This is a genomic window from Fontimonas sp. FW305-C-3 (genome assembly GCF_058783185.1).
In genome coordinates this window covers 403,594-418,700 of the sequence record NZ_JBYSYK010000003.1, presented here as the reverse complement: position 1 = coordinate 418,700, position 15,107 = coordinate 403,594, and the positions used below count along the sequence as shown (strand labels likewise).

Below are 15,107 nucleotides of genomic sequence, written 5' to 3'. Positions count from 1 at the left end.
TGCGCCTTCGAAGACTTTCGCGAATCAACCAGGGGATCTGCTGCATGCAACGCCAGCCTTTGACGCCGGAAATGGAAATGTTCCGCGACAGCGCGCGCAAGTTCTTCCAGACCGAGATACGCCCGCATGCCGAGCGCTGGCGTGAAGCCGGCATCGTCGATCGCGAGGCCTTCCTGAAAGCCGGTGCCGCGGGTTACCTGTGCATGTGGGCCGACGAGCAGTACGGTGGCCTCGGCATCAAGGATTTCCGCTACGAGCAGATCCTCATCGAGGAGAACGCGGTGCACGGCGATGCCGGCTTCTTCATGACCGTGCACAGCCGCCTGATCGCGCCTTACCTTGGCACCTTCGGCACCGAAGAGCAGAAGCAGCGCTTCTTCCCGAAGATCATCAGCGGCGAATGCATTCTCGCCGTCGCGATGACCGAGCCCGACGCCGGCTCTGACCTGGCCGGCATGAAGAGTCATGCCGAGGATCATGGCGACCACTGGCTGCTCAATGGTGCCAAGACCTATATCTCCAACGGCATTCTGTGTGATCTGGTCATCGTTGCGGCACGCACCGCGCCTGACAATCCGCACGCAGTGACGCTGTTCCTCGTCGAGCGCGGCATGCCGGGCTTCGAACGCGGCCGCAACCTGAAGAAGATGGGCCTCAAGTCGCAGGACACCGCGGAGCTGTTCTTCAATGATGTGAAAGTGCCCAAGGCCAATGTGCTCGGCCAGGCGAATCGCGGCTTCTATCATCTGATGCACGCGCTGGCCGAGGAGCGCCTGCTGTCGGCGGCCGGCAATGTCGTCGCTGCGCGTCTCGCCGTCGACACGACGCGCGAGTTCGTCCGCAATCGCAAGGTCTTCGGCAAGCCGTTGTCGAAGATGCAGAACACCCGCTTCAAGCTCGCTGCGCTGGATGCCGAGATCGAAGTCGCGCAGGCCTTCGTCGACCGCTGCGTCGAGGTCCATAACGAAGGCAAGCTCAGCGCCGAGGATGCGGCGCGCGCCAAGCTGTTCTGCAGTGAAGTCTACGGACGCGCGGTCGACGAGGGGGTCCAGCTGCACGGCGGCGCCGGCTACATGGACGAATACCCGATCTGCCGCATGTATCAGGACGAGCGCATCAATCGCATCTTCGCCGGCACGTCGGAGATCATGAAGGAGATCATCGCGCGGTCGATTCTCGACTAGGGCCTGTTAACGCTATTCGGGTCGACCCGAATAGCGTTAACAGGCCTAGCCGAATTCCGGTGCCGGCTGCGCGTCGTGCGCGCCGTCAGGGCGACTTCGACTTCTTCGTCGCGCCGCTGAGCGCATCCGGCATGCTGTCGCCGGCATTGCGCGAGAAGGCATCGGTGCGCAGCACCGAAAGCTCGGTCAGCGAGAACAGCAGCTCGACTTCCTGCAGCATCGCCGCACGGTAGCGCGCGATGATGGTCTTGCCTTCGGCGCTTTGCGCCTTGGCGCCGAGATCGGTGGCGGTCAGCAAGGGCTGCGCGGTGCCGACCAGCGGCGAGCGCGTGGTTTTCCAGTCCTTGTACAGCGCGTCCCACAGCACCAGCTCCTCGTTGATCAGGCGATCGCGCTTGGCCTCGAAGTCCGGCCCCTGCGCGCCGGTCTTGGCGAGGGCGCTGTGCTGCTGGCCCTTGGCGCGCATCACCCAGCGGGTGCGCTTGGCCATGGCCTTGACCGGCGTCTTGTCGCCGGAATTGAAGTTCAGATAGCTCGCGAAAGCCCGCGCGGCGGAAATGACTTCCGGCGCATCGGCGGCCGGCATCGGCGGCACCTCGTCGCTGAACTCAGGGTAGGCGCCCCCATTTAGTGCAGCGATCGCGGCCTTCTCGCTCTCCAGCGCCTGCCGGAACGCCAGCAGGTCGGGCGCGGTGATCTTGCCGTCCGCCGCGGCACTGCGGGCGCTGGCGAGGTCGGTCGGCGGCACCGGCACCTGCTGGTACAGCTCGACGTAGGTAGCGGCCTGCGCGGCGACGGATGCGACGCAGAGGACGACGGCGGTGGAAAACAGACGAAACTGGCGCATGGCGGATTGCATTGAAGCCGGCAGCGGGCGCGGCAGCCTTATCAATGCAACGGGCGTGCCGTTATGGCGGGCCCGGCAGGCCGGCGCCGGTTCCGCTGCAGCCGCGTCGCCGCTCAGCGCGTGCCGGCGAGCGCGGCTGGCGTGTCGAGTTCGGTGAACGCGCAGGCATAGCGCTGCACCAGCGCCTGCGAAACTTCCGGCAGCTGCCAGCCATCGGTGCCGAGCGTCGACAGCCAGATCGGCAGTCCGTAGGCCGGCGTGGTCCGGTAGCGCTGCCAGACGGCCTGCGGCGAAGGGCGTTCGGCGGCATCCAGTTCCAGTGCCAGCCGATAAGCCTCGAGCAGATCGCGCTCGCCGTGGCGGCGATCCGCTTCGGTCAGGGCGCCGACCAGGAAATAGCCAACGTCCTGCGACCAGTCGCCGCGGCGCACGACCTGCCAGTCGAGGAAGCCGACCCTGTCGCCCGGCAACACGTAGCTGTTGCCGATGTGGGCGTCGCCATGCAGCAAGGTCATGGTGCCCTGAGTCAGCGACGCGACGTAGCGCGTCCACAGCGCCAGCAAGGCATCCGCGCCCAGCGGTGCGACGCCCGCCGGCAGCGTGGCGGCGCTGCGCGCGATGCCGATCGGGATGCGCTTGCGCAGGCCGACCTGCCAGCCCTCGGTTGGTGCCCAGGTCTGCACCCAGGCGAGCGACGGATGGGTCAGGCCGGAGAAGCCCCAGTAGCGGCTGTGCAGGCGCGCCAGACCGCGCAGGCCATCGGCGACCTGCTCGATGCTCATCGGTCGCGTTGCATCGCGCGGATCGGCATCGCGCTGGTTGAGGTCCTCCATGACGAGCAGGAAGTTGCCGCCTTCGCGATCGACCATCGCCTTGTAGACGAGCGGATGATCCACCGCGAGCGGCGTCGCCGACGAGAACAGCTGCGCCTCGTTGAACAGGTTGCCGTTGCGCAGGTGCACCTCGCGATGCGCGGGTTCGTTGGCCTTGAGGAACAGCGATGCCGGTCCGCTGCCGCGCGCATACTCAAGCCCCACGCGCAGGCGCCGGTTGGTGCCGTCGTCGCGCATCAGAATCTTGACTCCGCCGACAACGGCGTCGGGATGCTGCGCAGCGAGCGCCTGCGTCAGCCACTCGGGCGTGATGGCGTCCCAGCTGGCCGGAATCCGCTCGCTCATCTCAGTCGAGATAGCGCACACCGGTCAGCTGCTCCGACTGTTCCCACAGGCGCTGCGCGATCTGCGCGTCGCTGGCGCGCTTCTGGCGGCCGGCCTTGCCGAGGCCGCCTTTCATGCCGAAGAAGCCGGTTGGGCCGAAGTAGTCGTTCTGCTGCACGTCCGGCATCGTCGCCGCGTACAGCGTCGGCAGGGCGCCGGCCGCGGCGGTGTTGACGACGAACTTGCGTGCGAGCGGCTCGATGGTCTTCTCGTGGATGCGTTCGAGGAACGTACCTTTCTTCTTCTGGATGTTGGTGTCCGCGCCGCCCGGATGTCCGGCGGCGGCGACGACGCCCGCGCCGCGCGCCTGCAGGCGCCGCGCCAGCTCGAACACGAACAGCAGGTTGGCGAGCTTGCTGTTGCAGTAGCCGGCGAACGGCGTGTACGGCGTGTGCTTGTACGCGAGATCATCGGGATCGAGCTTGCCGCGCCAGTGGCCGAGGCTGCCGACGGTGATGATGCGCGCGCCCGGTGTCGCGAGCACGCGCTCGATCAGCAGGCCGGTCAGCGCAAAGTGGCCGAAATGATTCGCCGCCATATGATTCTCGAAGCCATCGACGCTGTAGCCGAGCGGCGCGCCGAGAATGCCGGCGTTGTTGATCAGCAGATCGAGCCGCGCGTGTTCGCGCAGGAAGGTGTCCGCGAAGGCACGCACCGAGGCCTGGCTCGCCAGATCGAGTGCAAGCACCGAGACCTCGCCCTGCGGTGCGCGGGCACGCACCTGCGCCAGTGCCGCGGCGGCCTTGTCCGGATTGCGGCAGGCCATGATGACGCGGGCACCGGCGGCGGCGAGGGCGACCGTCGTTTCGAGGCCGATGCCGCTGTTGGCGCCGGTCACGATCGCGACACGGCCGCGTTGCGAGGGGATATCCGCAGTGGTCCAGTTCGCCATCATGCGCGGGCTCCGGTTTTCTTCTTTTTGGGTTTGGACGATCCGGCCGGCTTCGCGCGCGGCTTCGGTGATGACTTGGGTGATTTCTTGGATGACGCCTTCGGCTTCGGTGCCGGCTTCGGTGCGACGATGCCGGCGGCCGCTTCGAGCGCGACCAGTTCGTCCTCCAGATGCTCCAGCAGGCGCTGCACCTGCGGCACCGACTTGCGGCAGGCGATGAGGCCGAAGTCGACGAAATCGTGGCGGCTGACGATCGTGATATTGAGCGCGAGCGTATCGAACAGCAGCGAGGCCGGGTAGAGGCCGGTCAGTCGCGCGCCTTGCCAGTAGAGGTCTTCGCGCGGTCCCGGCACGTGCGAGACGACGACGCTGCCGAAGGCGTTGCCGGCGCCACGGCCGACCAGCTTGTTGAGCGCGCCCGGCATCAGCATAAGCGCCGCATAGGCCATGACCTGCGCTGGAGAGAATTGGCGGATGCGCTCCTTGTTCTTGTCCATGCAGCGCTTGATCGCCTGCAGGCGTTCGAGCGGATCGTCGATGTGGGTACCGAGATGGGCGATCGTGAACGCGACCTCGTTGCCGAACTTGGTGTTGTCGCGGCGGATCGACACCGGCACGCCGGCGATCAGCGGCCGGTTCGGCAATTCGCCGAAGGCGGTCAGGTAGCGCCGCAGCGCGCCGCCGCACATCGCAAGGACGACATCGTTGAGCGTCGCCCCGCACGCGGTCGCGACCGCACGCATGCGCGGCGTCGAGTACTGCTGCGCGGCGAAGCGCCGGGTTGCGCTGACCTTGCTGTTGAGCAGGCAGCGCGGCGCCTGGCCGGCGAGCGCGACGTCGCCGTCGCCGCGGCGGAACTCGCGCAGCGTCTCGCGCACCTGGCGGATCACCGGCATGGCCGACTGCAGGCCTTCGCGGGCGAGGGCGCGCAGCGCATTGAAGCCATCGGCCGCCGGTGCCGGCACCGGCAGCGCCTGGCCGGAGGCGCGCTTCGCCCCGATCTCCCAGGGCGGCGGCATGGTCGCCGATGTCGCGCGGTCACTCGACATCGACTGCGTCAGCATGCGGATGCCGGCAACGCCGTCGACCAGCGAGTGATGCACCTTGAGGTACACCGCGATGCGGCCGTCCTCGATGCCCTCGATCAGGTACATGCGCCACAGCGGGTACGCGCGATCGACATGCCCCGAGTGCACGCGCGACACCATCGCCAGCAGCTCGCGGATGCGGCCGGGCCTGGGCAGCGACATGTGGACGAAGTGATGGGCGAGATCGAAGTCGCCGTCTTCCTGCCAATAGTGCAGGCCGCGGCGGCGCACCAGCAGCTGGTTGAACGGTGCCGTCGCCTGCGTCGACTGGCGCAGGCGTTCGGCCAGCTTCGCGGCGAAGTCGGCCGGCGCATCGGCCGGCGGCTCGAACAGCATCAGCATGCCGATGTGCAGCGGCTGCCGGCGGCTTTCGAGGCGCAGGAAGGTATCGTCGACCAGAGAGAGCTTTTTCATCGATGGAGCCTGGAGTTTCACTCGCTTTTTCTACGGATTGATCATCGTCGAGAATCGCCCGTGCCGAGCGCTCCGGCGTTGTCTGCCAACGCTGTCAGGCTGTTCCGCAGATGCAGGGTCCGGGCACTGCGTTGCCTGGCGCTAGAATCCGCCGCAGACGCCGACATTTTCCCAGGAGTTCCCCCCATGAGTTCCCAGTCCGTCGATCCCGCGCTGGCCGCACTGGTTGCCAGTGCGCGCAGCTATCGCCTGGCCGACATGCTGCATCGCAGCGCGGCGCGCTTTCCGCGCAAGACGGCGCTGGTCTACCGTGAGCTGCGGCAGACCTACGCCGAGCTGGACGAGACGGTCAATCGCGCCGCCAACGCGCTGGCCGCGCGCGGCGTCGGCAAGGGCGATCACATCGCGCTGCTGTCGCGCAATAACCATGCGTTCGTCGTCGTGCGCTTCGCGCTGGCACGCCTCGGCGCGGTCGTCGTGCCGATCAACTTCATGCTCAACGCAACGGAGGTTGCCTTCATCCTCGGCAATGCCGAGGTCAGCGGCGTGGTGGCCGAGGATGCGCTGGTCGGCGTTGCCGCCGCGGCGATTGCGGAGTCAGGCATCCGCTGCAAGCTGCGCGGCGCGATCGACGACAAGGGCGATGTCGTACCGAAGGATTGGGAACGAGTGCAGGACTGGATGCAGCATGCCGACGCCACGGCACCGGATGTACTGATCGACGACGATGCGCCGGCGCAGCTGCTGTACACCAGCGGCACCGAATCGCGCCCCAAGGGCGCGATGCTGTCGGCGCGCAATCTCTACGCGCACTACACGAGCTGCATCGCCGACGGCGAGATGACGAGCGAGGACATCGAAGTCCATTCGCTGCCGCTGTTCCATTGCGCGCAGCTCGATGCCTTCCTGACGCCGGATCTGTACCTGGGCGCGACGTCGATCATCCTGCCCGGGCCGGACGCCGGCGCGCTGTTGAAGGCCATCGCGGCCGAAGGCGTGACCAAGCTGTTCTGCCCGCCGACGATCTGGATCGCGCTGCTGCGACATCCGGATTTCGACAACACCGACCTGTCGTCGCTGAAGAAGGGTTACTACGGCGCGTCGATCATGCCGGTCGAGGTCATCAAGGAAATCAGCCGGCGCCTGCCGCAGCTGCGCCTGTTCAACTTCTACGGCCAGACCGAGATGTCGCCGGTCGCGACGGTACTGCGGCCCGAGGACCAGCTGCGCAAGCTCGGCTCCGCAGGACGGCCGGCGATCAACGTCGAGACCCGCGTCGTCGACGACGACGACCATCCGGTGCCGCCCGGCACCGTCGGCGAAGTCGTCCATCGCGGCCCGCATGTCACGCTCGGCTACTGGAAGAATCCGGAGAAGACCGCCGAAGCCTTCCGCAACGGCTGGTTCCACAGCGGCGATCTCGGCGTCATCGACGACGAGGGCTATCTGGCCATCGTCGATCGCAAGAAAGACATGATCAAGACCGGCGGCGAGAACGTCGCGAGCCGCGAAGTCGAAGAGATGATCTTCACGCATCCGGCGGTGTCGGAAGTCGCCGTGTTCGGCGTGCCGCATCCGAAGTGGATCGAGGCGGTGATGGCCGTCGTCGTCGCCCGCCCCGGGCAGCCCTTGAAGGCCGAGGACATCGTCGCGCACTGCCGCGAACGCATGGCCGGCTACAAGGCGCCGAAGCTCGTCGAGGTCGTCGACGCGCTGCCGAAGAACGCGAGCGGCAAGATTCTGAAGCGCGAGTTGCGCGACCGGTTCTCAGATCGGGGTCAGGGATTGGGATAGGCCTCGTTGATGGGCTTCTCAGCCCATCCTACGGAGTGCTTTGTTGGGCGTAGGATGGGCTGAGCATCGCGAAGCCCATCGTCCAAGAGTCAGCCAATGACCGAATATCGCCGAGCTTTCACTCCCGGCGGGAGTTACTTCTTCACAGTGAATCTGGTGCAACGCCGGAATAACAATCTACTGATGCGCGAGATTGGGAAATTGCGTGAAGCGGTTCGCCGGGTCCAATTGGCGCACCCTTTCGACATCGTCGCAGCGGTCGTTCTGCCCGACCACCTCCACATGATCTGGCGCCTGCCTGAATCCGATATCGACTATCCCAAGCGCTGGAATCTGATCAAGGGTCATTTCTCGCGCGGATTGCAGACCGATGAGCCGCGCAGCGCGAGTCGCATCAGCAAGCGCGAGCGCGGCATCTGGCAGCGACGGTACTGGGAGCATCTCATCCGCGATGAAGACGATTTGCGCCGGCATGTCGAATACGTCCATTACAACCCGGTGAAGCATGGCCACGTGGCCAGCCCCGTCGCGTGGCCGCATAGCTCCTTTCATCGCTACGTCGAACGGAATCTTTATCCGGTGGACTGGGGTGCGAGCGCGGAGATCCGCTCGCTGGATTTGGACTGAGCGATGGGCCTTGCGGCCCATCCTACGGGTCTGAAGATCTACGTAGGATGGGCTGATAAGCCCATCGCTCAGCGTGCCGAAGCCAATGCCAGCTTGCCCGGACGCGGCGCCTTCTCGGTGCTCGCCACGGCTTCGTGCAGGAAGTCGAGAATGCGTGGCCGCAGGCGTTCCGGCCGCGTGCGCAGTTCCAGGATCGAGCGCGCGATCATGACCTCCGCATTCGGCAGGTGCCGGCGCAAGGCCTTGGCGTCTGCGAGCGCGTGGAGAGGATCGCCCGCGTGGCCGATCACCAGCGCCGGCTGGTGGACATGCTGACGGCGGCGTACCGAAGGCACGATCGGGCCGACGAGCACGCCGTGCAGGATGGCGCGGATGACTTCGGGTTCGACGGCGCCAGCGTGGATCGCGCTGTTGAGTAGCGCGTAGGGCGTGTCCGGAATGCGCCGCAGCGCCCGCGCCAGCAGGCGCCAGGCCGGGCGCGCGTAATGCACCAGCAGCATCAGCGGCACCAGTGTCAGCGCGGCGACCGGCACGCCGCTTTCAGCAACCGGCATTTCCAGCAGCAGGGCACGCACGCGATGCGGGGCGTGGCAGGCCACCGTCAGCGCGGTGATCGCGCCGAGCGACAGGCCACCGAGGATTGCGCGTTCGATGCCGAGGTGATCCATCAGGCCCAGCACCTGCTCGGAGTAGAAATCCACGCGGTGTTCGGCGGCTTTCAGCGGCTTGTCGCTGCGGCCGTGGCCGAGCAGGTCGAGCAGAATGACGCGATAGCCTTCGTCCGATAGCCACGCCGCGATATCGCGGTTGCAGTGGGTGTTCAGCAGGATGCCGTGCAGCAGAATGATGGGAACGCCGTCGTCCGGGCCGTAAACCTCGTAAGACAGCCGATACGGACCGTGAACGTAGTAGTCCTCGATCCGCGGAGCGTTGGCGCTCGCCTTGCTCATGGTTTGCAGCCCCTGGGTGGTGGCGCGAAAGTGCTGCTGTATTGACTCGCAAAAGTCGTGCTGACGGAAATGTTCCGCGATGAGCGCGTGGAATTTTGGCTTGAACGGTAGGTATTCGAAGTAGCCCGGGTGAACCACGGGCACTTTGCCCGGCCGAGCTCGTCGATCCCGGCTTGCACCCGGGCTACGCAAGACACGACCTTCAGCGCTTGCCGGCGCCGCCTTTCTTGGCCATCTCGAAGCTGCGCAGGATATGGCTCATCTGGCCGCTGGGGACCGGCGGGAAGATCCAGGGTTCGGCCTGATCGCCGATCGCCGTGATCTGTTCACCGACCTGCTCGACCGTCCAGGATGGCTGATACACGCCCGGCGTCTCAGCGATGTAGATTTTCGATACGCGGCCAGCCATCGAGCTGAGGATTTCACCGGTCACCGAGCAGGACTCGTGCGCGAGCCAGCCGACGACTGGCGCGACGAGTTCCGGGCCCATCGGCGGGTACTGCGAGGTGTCGAGGCCTTCGGCCATGCGCGTGACTGCACCGGGCGCGATGACGTTGCAGCGCACGTTGTGCGCAGCGCCCTCGAGCGCCGCGACATTGCACAGGCCGATCATGCCGGTCTTTGAGGTCGCGTAGTTCGCGACGGTCTGGTTGCCGTAGATGCCGCTGACCGACGAGGTCAGCACGATGCGGCCGTAGTTGGCCGCGATCATGTGCGGGAATGCCGGCCGCACGACATGGAACGCGCCGCGCAGGTGCACGTCGAGCACCGCGTTGAAGTCCTCGTAGCTGAGCTCCTTGAGCAGGCCGCGGCGGACGTTGCCGGCGTTGTGGATCACGATGTCGATGCGGCCGTAGTGATCGAGCGCGGACTGGATGATCGCCTTGCCGCCGGCCTCGGTCGCCACCGAGTCGGTATTGGCGACCGCATCGCCGCCGGCTGCCTTGATCGCGTCGACAGCTTCCTGCGCCGGACTGGCATCGCTGCCGTGGCCCTGCAGGCTGCCGCCCAGATCATTGATGACGACCTTGGCGCCGCGCGCAGCAAGCAGTTCGGCGTAGGCGCGCCCGAGACCGCGGGCGGCGCCGGTGATGACGGCGACGCGGTTGTCGTAGCGGAGTTCGGTCATGGGGTCGTTTCCGATTCAGGGAGTGCCAACAAATCTCCGTTCGTGTCGAATGATTGATGTCCGAGACACCTGCGCTTCAGCTGCGGCATCTCGATACACCGTGCGCTGCGCGCACGGCACTCGATGCGAACGGACTTTGGGAGACGTCAACAGAGAATCTATGCAGCCACCGGTGCCGGCTCAATGAGTGATTTCGTCTCCACATACTCATGGAAACCATGCTCGCCCCATTCACGACCATTGCCGCTGCGCTTGATGCCGCCGAACGGCGCCATGAAGTCGAAGCCGCCATTGATCGACACCCAGCCGGTGCGCAGGCGCCGCGCGACATTGCGGCACTGCTCCGGATCGACGCCGTTGACATAGCCGGCGAGGCCGAAGTCGGAGTCGTTGGCGATCTCGATCGCGTGATCGATGTTGTCGTAGCCGATGATGACGAGCACCGGTCCGAAGATTTCCTCTCGGGCGATCTTCATGTCGTTGCGCGCGTTGGCGAACACGGTCGGCTTGCAGTAGTAGCCCTTCGTCAGGCCATCCGGGCGGCCGGGGCCGCCGGCGATCAGCGTCGCGCCTTCCTGGATGCCGATTTCGATGTAGCGCTGCACCTCAACGTACTGGTTCTTCGACACGACCGGGCCCATCGCAAAGTTGCCGTTCGGATCGCCGACCGTGACAGCCGCCGCCGCTTCCTTCGCGGCCGCAATCGCTTCGGCCATGCGCGCCTTCGGCACCAGCAGGCGCGAGCCGGCGCTGCAGGTCTGCCCGGAGTTGATCATCATGCCGCCGGTCGCGCCGGCGACATTCGCCGCAAAGTTCGCGTCGTCGAGCACGATGAACGCACTCTTGCCGCCGAGTTCCTGGCAGACGCGCTTGACCGTCGGTGCCGCCGACTTGGCGATCTCGACGCCGACCGCTTCGGAGCCGGTGATCGAGACCAGATCAACGAGCGGATGCTTCGACAGCGCCGCGCCGATCACCGAACCGCTGCCCTGCAGCATGTTGAATACGCCGGCCGGCACGCCGGCGGCATGCAGCACCTCGGCGAAGATCTGCGCGGAGTAGGGCGCGAGCTGCGGCGGCTTGAGCACCATCGTGTTGCCGGTCGCCAGCGCCGGCAGCACCTTGACCGTGATCTGGTTCATCGGCCAGTTCCACGGTGTGATCAGCGCGCAGACACCGATCGGGTCCTTGGCGAAGATCGTCGAACCGCGGCGTTCCTCGAACGGGAAATGCTTCAGCACCTCGATCGCCGTCGCGATATGGCCGGCACCCAGGCCGATGTGGAAGCCGCCGCCGAGTGCGGCCGGCGCGCCCATCTCCTCGGTGATCGCCTCGCCGATTTCCTTCTCGCGCTTTGCATACTCGGCTTGAATCGCCTGCAGCAGCGCAAGACGCTGCTCGCGCGTCGTCTGCGACCACTTCGGGAACGCCTTGTGCGCAGCCTGCACGGCCTTTTCGACGTCCGCCTCGCTGCCCAGCGAGATCTGCCCCGAAACCTGCTCTGTCGCCGGGTTGATGACGTCGGCGGTCTTCGGCGTTGTTGGGGCTACCCACTGGCCGTTGATGTAGAACTTCAGATAGCTGCGCATGGGTTCTCCTTGTCCTTTTGTTCCCCTCTCCCCTTGTGGGAGAGGGGTTAGGGGAGAGGGGGCTTTGCAGGTGCGCAGACCCCTCTCCCTAGCCCTCTCCCGCAAGGGGAGAGGGAACTACAGCTTTATCTTACGACTGACCTTCCGCATACCAGGTCCGGAAGCGCGCATAGTTCGGCGTATCCAGATTCTGGTTGCCGCCGTGGTTGATGACCGGGTCGATCGGCACGTGGATGACGGTCGGCTTGCCGCTCGCGAACGCGGCGGTCACCGCGGCGCCGAGGTCTTCGCCCTTCTCGACGTAGACGCCTTCGCAGCCGAGGCCCTTGGCGATCTGGTCGAAGCGCACGTCCTTGCTCCAGTGCACGCCCGGCTCGGTCGTGTTGCCATGACCGAAGGTGCGCTTGTAGACGCCCACTTCGAGGCCCCAGGCGTTGTCGACGGCGACGACGACGACGAGCGGAATCTTCAGGCGCGAAACCACTTCAAGATCGCCGATGTGATACAGGAATGACGAGTCGCTCGTCGTCAGCAGCACCGGCCGCTGGCGGCCGTCGGCAATCGACGCGCCGATCGCGTAGCCGAGACCAGTGCCCAGGCAGCCGAAGTTCTGGTTCCACACCACGTCGTGCGGCTTGGCCTGCAGATAGGTCCAGGTGAACACCACCGTGCAGCCGCCGTCGCGCGCGTGGATCGCGTTCTTCGGCATCGCCTTGGTCGCTTCGACGACCCACTGGCCGGTGTGCACGCGGCCGCTGTCGGTCTTGAAGTCCTGCTTGGCGAGGGTCTCCAGGCGCTGCTTGTCTTCCTTTATCCAGCGCGGCAGATCCGGATGCTCCTTGCGCGGGCTGCCCTTGAGCCCGGCGGAGAGCTGCGGCACGACGGTGCGCAGGTCGCCGACCAACGGAATGTCGATCGGCCGGTTCTGGCCGATCGCTTCCGGATCGAGCTCCACATAGATCCATTGGCGATCGGTCTTGCCGTTGGCCCACAGGAAGTTGCGGCCGTAGTGGATCGGCTCGCCGATCTCGGTGCCAATCGCGACGACGACGTCGCACTTCGCAACAATGTCGTCGCCGACCTCGGAGAACAGATACGGGAAGGTGCGGTCCTCGACGCCTTCGATGAAGGCGTTGCCGCCCGAGGTCTGCAGGATCGGGCAGCCCATCAGCTGCGCGAGTTCCTTGACCTTCTGGCCGGCGCGCGTGCACTGCACCGCATGGCCGACCAGCAGCACCGGGCATTCGGCGTTCTTGATCAGCTCGACGGCCTTGGCAACCATGTTGCCGTCCGCGCCCGGCTCGACGAGGCGGTAGGACGACGGCGGCAGCGCCGGCGGCACTTCCAGATCCTGCTGGATGATGTGCGAGGGATACTCGATATAGACCGGACCCGGCGTGCCGGACTGGCAGACACGCAGCGCGTGACGAATGATTTCATCGGTCTGCTCGGCGTACTCGATGCTCGCGCTCCACTTCACCGAGTTCTCGAACAGCGCTTCCTGCTGGATGAACTGGATGCGGCCGCGACGGACGCGCTGCTCGGTGATGCGCGCGCGCTGGCCGCCGAGATAGATCACCGGCGTGTTCTCGACCAGCGAGGTCATCATCGAGCCGGAGGCGAGCGCAACGCCCGGGCCCAGCGTCGCGATGCACAGCGCCGGCCTGCCGGTCATGCGCGCATAGCCTTCGGCCATGAAGCCGGCGGACAGTTCGTGATGCGGCGTCACGACGTTCCAGCCGCGCTTTTCGGCGGCGACGAACAGATGCACGAAGTTGGGATCCGGAATGCCGAAGACGGTGTCGATGCCTTCGGCTTCGAGCAGATCGAGGATGCGTTCGTAAACTTTGACAGCCATGTGCGTTTCTCTTGTCGTTTGTCTGTTGTGAAGGCGGCAGCGGCTACTTGATGAGTTTCGGCGTTCCCGCCTGCATGTAGTCCGCGAGCACGCGATGGAAATTGGTGACCTTGCGCTCCTGGTGCGGATTCGGCAGCGTGCCGCGGAAGCCGCGCGACTTCATGCCGCGCTGCACGGCGGCCATGTTCGAGAAATCCTGCGACAGCACCTTGCCCCAGCGCTCGGCGCCGGCTTCGGCGTAGACCCATTCGGTCTTCGGCGCCTGGCCCTCGGGATAGCGCTCGATCGCGTAGGACTCGAAGATGCACTTGTTCGGATCGTCGCCGTAGGGGCGGGCGCGGTAGCACAGCGCAAAAGTGATGCCGTGCAATATCGACATGTTCGGGAACACGCTCCAGGCCAGGCCGGCTTCGCCCATCTGCTCCGGCGTGACCGTCGGCCATTCAACGCCGCGCGCGGCATCGTCGGCTTTCGCTGACGCGAGCCAGTGTTTGATGACCTCGGCCGGCGGCGTGCCTTCCGGCAGTTCGTCGACGAGGCGCTTCGCGGCATTGACCAAGGTCTCGGTCGTGCTGGCGTTGTTGACCGTCGTGTAGATCTCGTTCTGCAGCTCGTAGGTCGAGACGCGCGCGTCCGCACCCTTGCCGGCGCGCGTGATCGAGCTGCTCTGCTTCATCTTCATCTTCGGGTCGCGCTCGTCGAAGCCGCTGACGCCGTGCAGCTTGTGCGCCTTGCTGTAGGCGTAGTACTGGCCGTACTTGAGCAGCTGCGTGTGCGTGCCCTCGACGTGGTAGGGCTCCATGAACGCTTCGATCGCGGTCTTCCAGTTGCAGTCGAAGATCACCCACTGGCGCCACTTGTAGCGCATCTTGTCGAGTGAAAACGGACCGAGTGTCTTGGTGACCGGATCGAGATACTCGTGCAGCGGCTGTGCCTGCGGGTCCATGTTGATGAACAGCCAGCCGCCCCAGGTATCGACCTTGACCTCGCCGAGATGCGTGCGCACATCGGTCAGCGTGCCTTTCCAGTCGTCCTCGTCGAGCTTGAACGTGCATTCGCCGTCGAGGTTGTAGCGCCAGCCGTGGAAGCCGCAGACAAACTGCGAACGCTTGCCGCAGGCGCTGTGCTTGTCCGGCGGCGTGTCGATCAGCTGGCGACCGCGGTGCGAGCAGACGTTGTGATAAGCCTTGATCGTGTCGGCGCCGGTGCGGATGACGACGATCGAATCGCTGCCGATGTCGTAGGTGATGAAGTTGCCGACCTCGGGAATCTCCTCGACGCGGCCGGCATGCTGCCAGACCTTCGCCCACAGGCGGTCGCCTTCGAGCTTCGCGTAGTCGCGCGACAGGAAAGCGTCGACCGGGTAGGTCAGCGGCTCGGTCAGATCGTCGATAGTTAGGTTGGTCGGTTTGTTCATCACATCCTCCTGCCTGTCCTTTCAATCACCCGTCATTCCCGCGAAGGCGGGAATCCAGGGAACGGGCAACTGCGCTCTCAGCCCTGGATTCCCGCTTTCGC

At 65.6% G+C, this 15,107-nt stretch carries 12 protein-coding genes; 3 read left to right on the top strand and 9 right to left on the bottom strand.

Annotated features, from left to right (window positions below; translation table 11 throughout):
- Positions 1–44 precede the first annotated feature (44 nt).
- The gene (locus tag AC3WUF_RS13395) at positions 45–1,184 is read left to right on the top strand and encodes an acyl-CoA dehydrogenase family protein (protein ID WP_492426363.1); all 1,140 of its coding nucleotides are present in this window, start codon (positions 45–47) and stop codon (positions 1,182–1,184) included.
- Between the two features lie 85 nt (positions 1,185–1,269).
- On the opposite strand, the gene AC3WUF_RS13390 is transcribed toward AC3WUF_RS13395, so the two are convergent.
- From AC3WUF_RS13390 to AC3WUF_RS13375, 4 genes are all read right to left on the bottom strand, one after another.
- Positions 1,270–2,031 carry a hypothetical protein gene (locus AC3WUF_RS13390; RefSeq protein ID WP_492426361.1) on the bottom strand — a complete coding sequence of 254 codons (762 nt, stop codon included), beginning with the start codon at positions 2,029–2,031 and terminating at the stop codon, positions 1,270–1,272.
- A gap of 113 nt (positions 2,032–2,144) precedes the next feature.
- On the bottom strand, positions 2,145–3,209 hold the full coding sequence (locus AC3WUF_RS13385; protein ID WP_492426359.1) for a phosphotransferase: 1,065 nt from the start codon (positions 3,207–3,209) through the stop codon (positions 2,145–2,147).
- Between the two features lies 1 nt (position 3,210).
- Positions 3,211–4,143: an oxidoreductase gene (locus tag AC3WUF_RS13380; protein ID WP_492426357.1), complete on the bottom strand. Its 933-nt coding sequence runs from the start codon at positions 4,141–4,143 to the stop codon at positions 3,211–3,213.
- A complete protein-coding gene (locus AC3WUF_RS13375) occupies positions 4,140–5,642 on the bottom strand; it encodes a WS/DGAT/MGAT family O-acyltransferase (RefSeq protein WP_492426355.1) in 1,503 nt (500 codons plus the stop codon). Before AC3WUF_RS13375 ends, AC3WUF_RS13380 begins: the two co-directional genes overlap by 4 nt.
- Positions 5,643–5,828: 186 nt before the next feature.
- Here AC3WUF_RS13375 and AC3WUF_RS13370 point away from each other — a divergent pair, with 186 nt between their 5' ends.
- Complete coding sequence (locus tag AC3WUF_RS13370; RefSeq protein ID WP_492426353.1) at positions 5,829–7,436, top strand: fatty acyl-CoA synthetase; 1,608 nt, start codon at positions 5,829–5,831, stop codon at positions 7,434–7,436.
- 96 nt (positions 7,437–7,532) lie between these two features.
- Positions 7,533–8,063: an REP-associated tyrosine transposase gene (locus AC3WUF_RS13365; RefSeq protein ID WP_492426351.1), complete on the top strand. Its 531-nt coding sequence runs from the start codon at positions 7,533–7,535 to the stop codon at positions 8,061–8,063.
- 68 nt (positions 8,064–8,131) lie between these two features.
- Here AC3WUF_RS13365 and AC3WUF_RS13360 read toward each other — a convergent pair whose 3' ends face one another.
- The 5 genes from AC3WUF_RS13360 to AC3WUF_RS13340 form a co-directional block, all read right to left on the bottom strand.
- Positions 8,132–9,013 (bottom strand): alpha/beta fold hydrolase, encoded by an 882-nt coding sequence (locus AC3WUF_RS13360; protein WP_492426349.1) that lies wholly within the window; start codon positions 9,011–9,013, stop codon positions 8,132–8,134.
- A 202-nt stretch (positions 9,014–9,215) separates the two neighbouring features.
- Positions 9,216–10,142 carry an SDR family NAD(P)-dependent oxidoreductase gene (locus AC3WUF_RS13355; protein ID WP_492426347.1) on the bottom strand — a complete coding sequence of 309 codons (927 nt, stop codon included), beginning with the start codon at positions 10,140–10,142 and terminating at the stop codon, positions 9,216–9,218.
- A 158-nt stretch (positions 10,143–10,300) separates the two neighbouring features.
- A complete protein-coding gene (locus AC3WUF_RS13350; protein WP_492426345.1) occupies positions 10,301–11,731 on the bottom strand; it encodes an aldehyde dehydrogenase family protein in 1,431 nt (476 codons plus the stop codon).
- 130 nt (positions 11,732–11,861) lie between these two features.
- Positions 11,862–13,589: a thiamine pyrophosphate-binding protein gene (locus AC3WUF_RS13345; protein WP_492426344.1), complete on the bottom strand. Its 1,728-nt coding sequence runs from the start codon at positions 13,587–13,589 to the stop codon at positions 11,862–11,864.
- A gap of 43 nt (positions 13,590–13,632) precedes the next feature.
- On the bottom strand, positions 13,633–15,006 hold the full coding sequence (locus tag AC3WUF_RS13340; RefSeq protein WP_492426342.1) for an aromatic ring-hydroxylating oxygenase subunit alpha: 1,374 nt from the start codon (positions 15,004–15,006) through the stop codon (positions 13,633–13,635).
- Positions 15,007–15,107 lie beyond the last annotated feature (101 nt).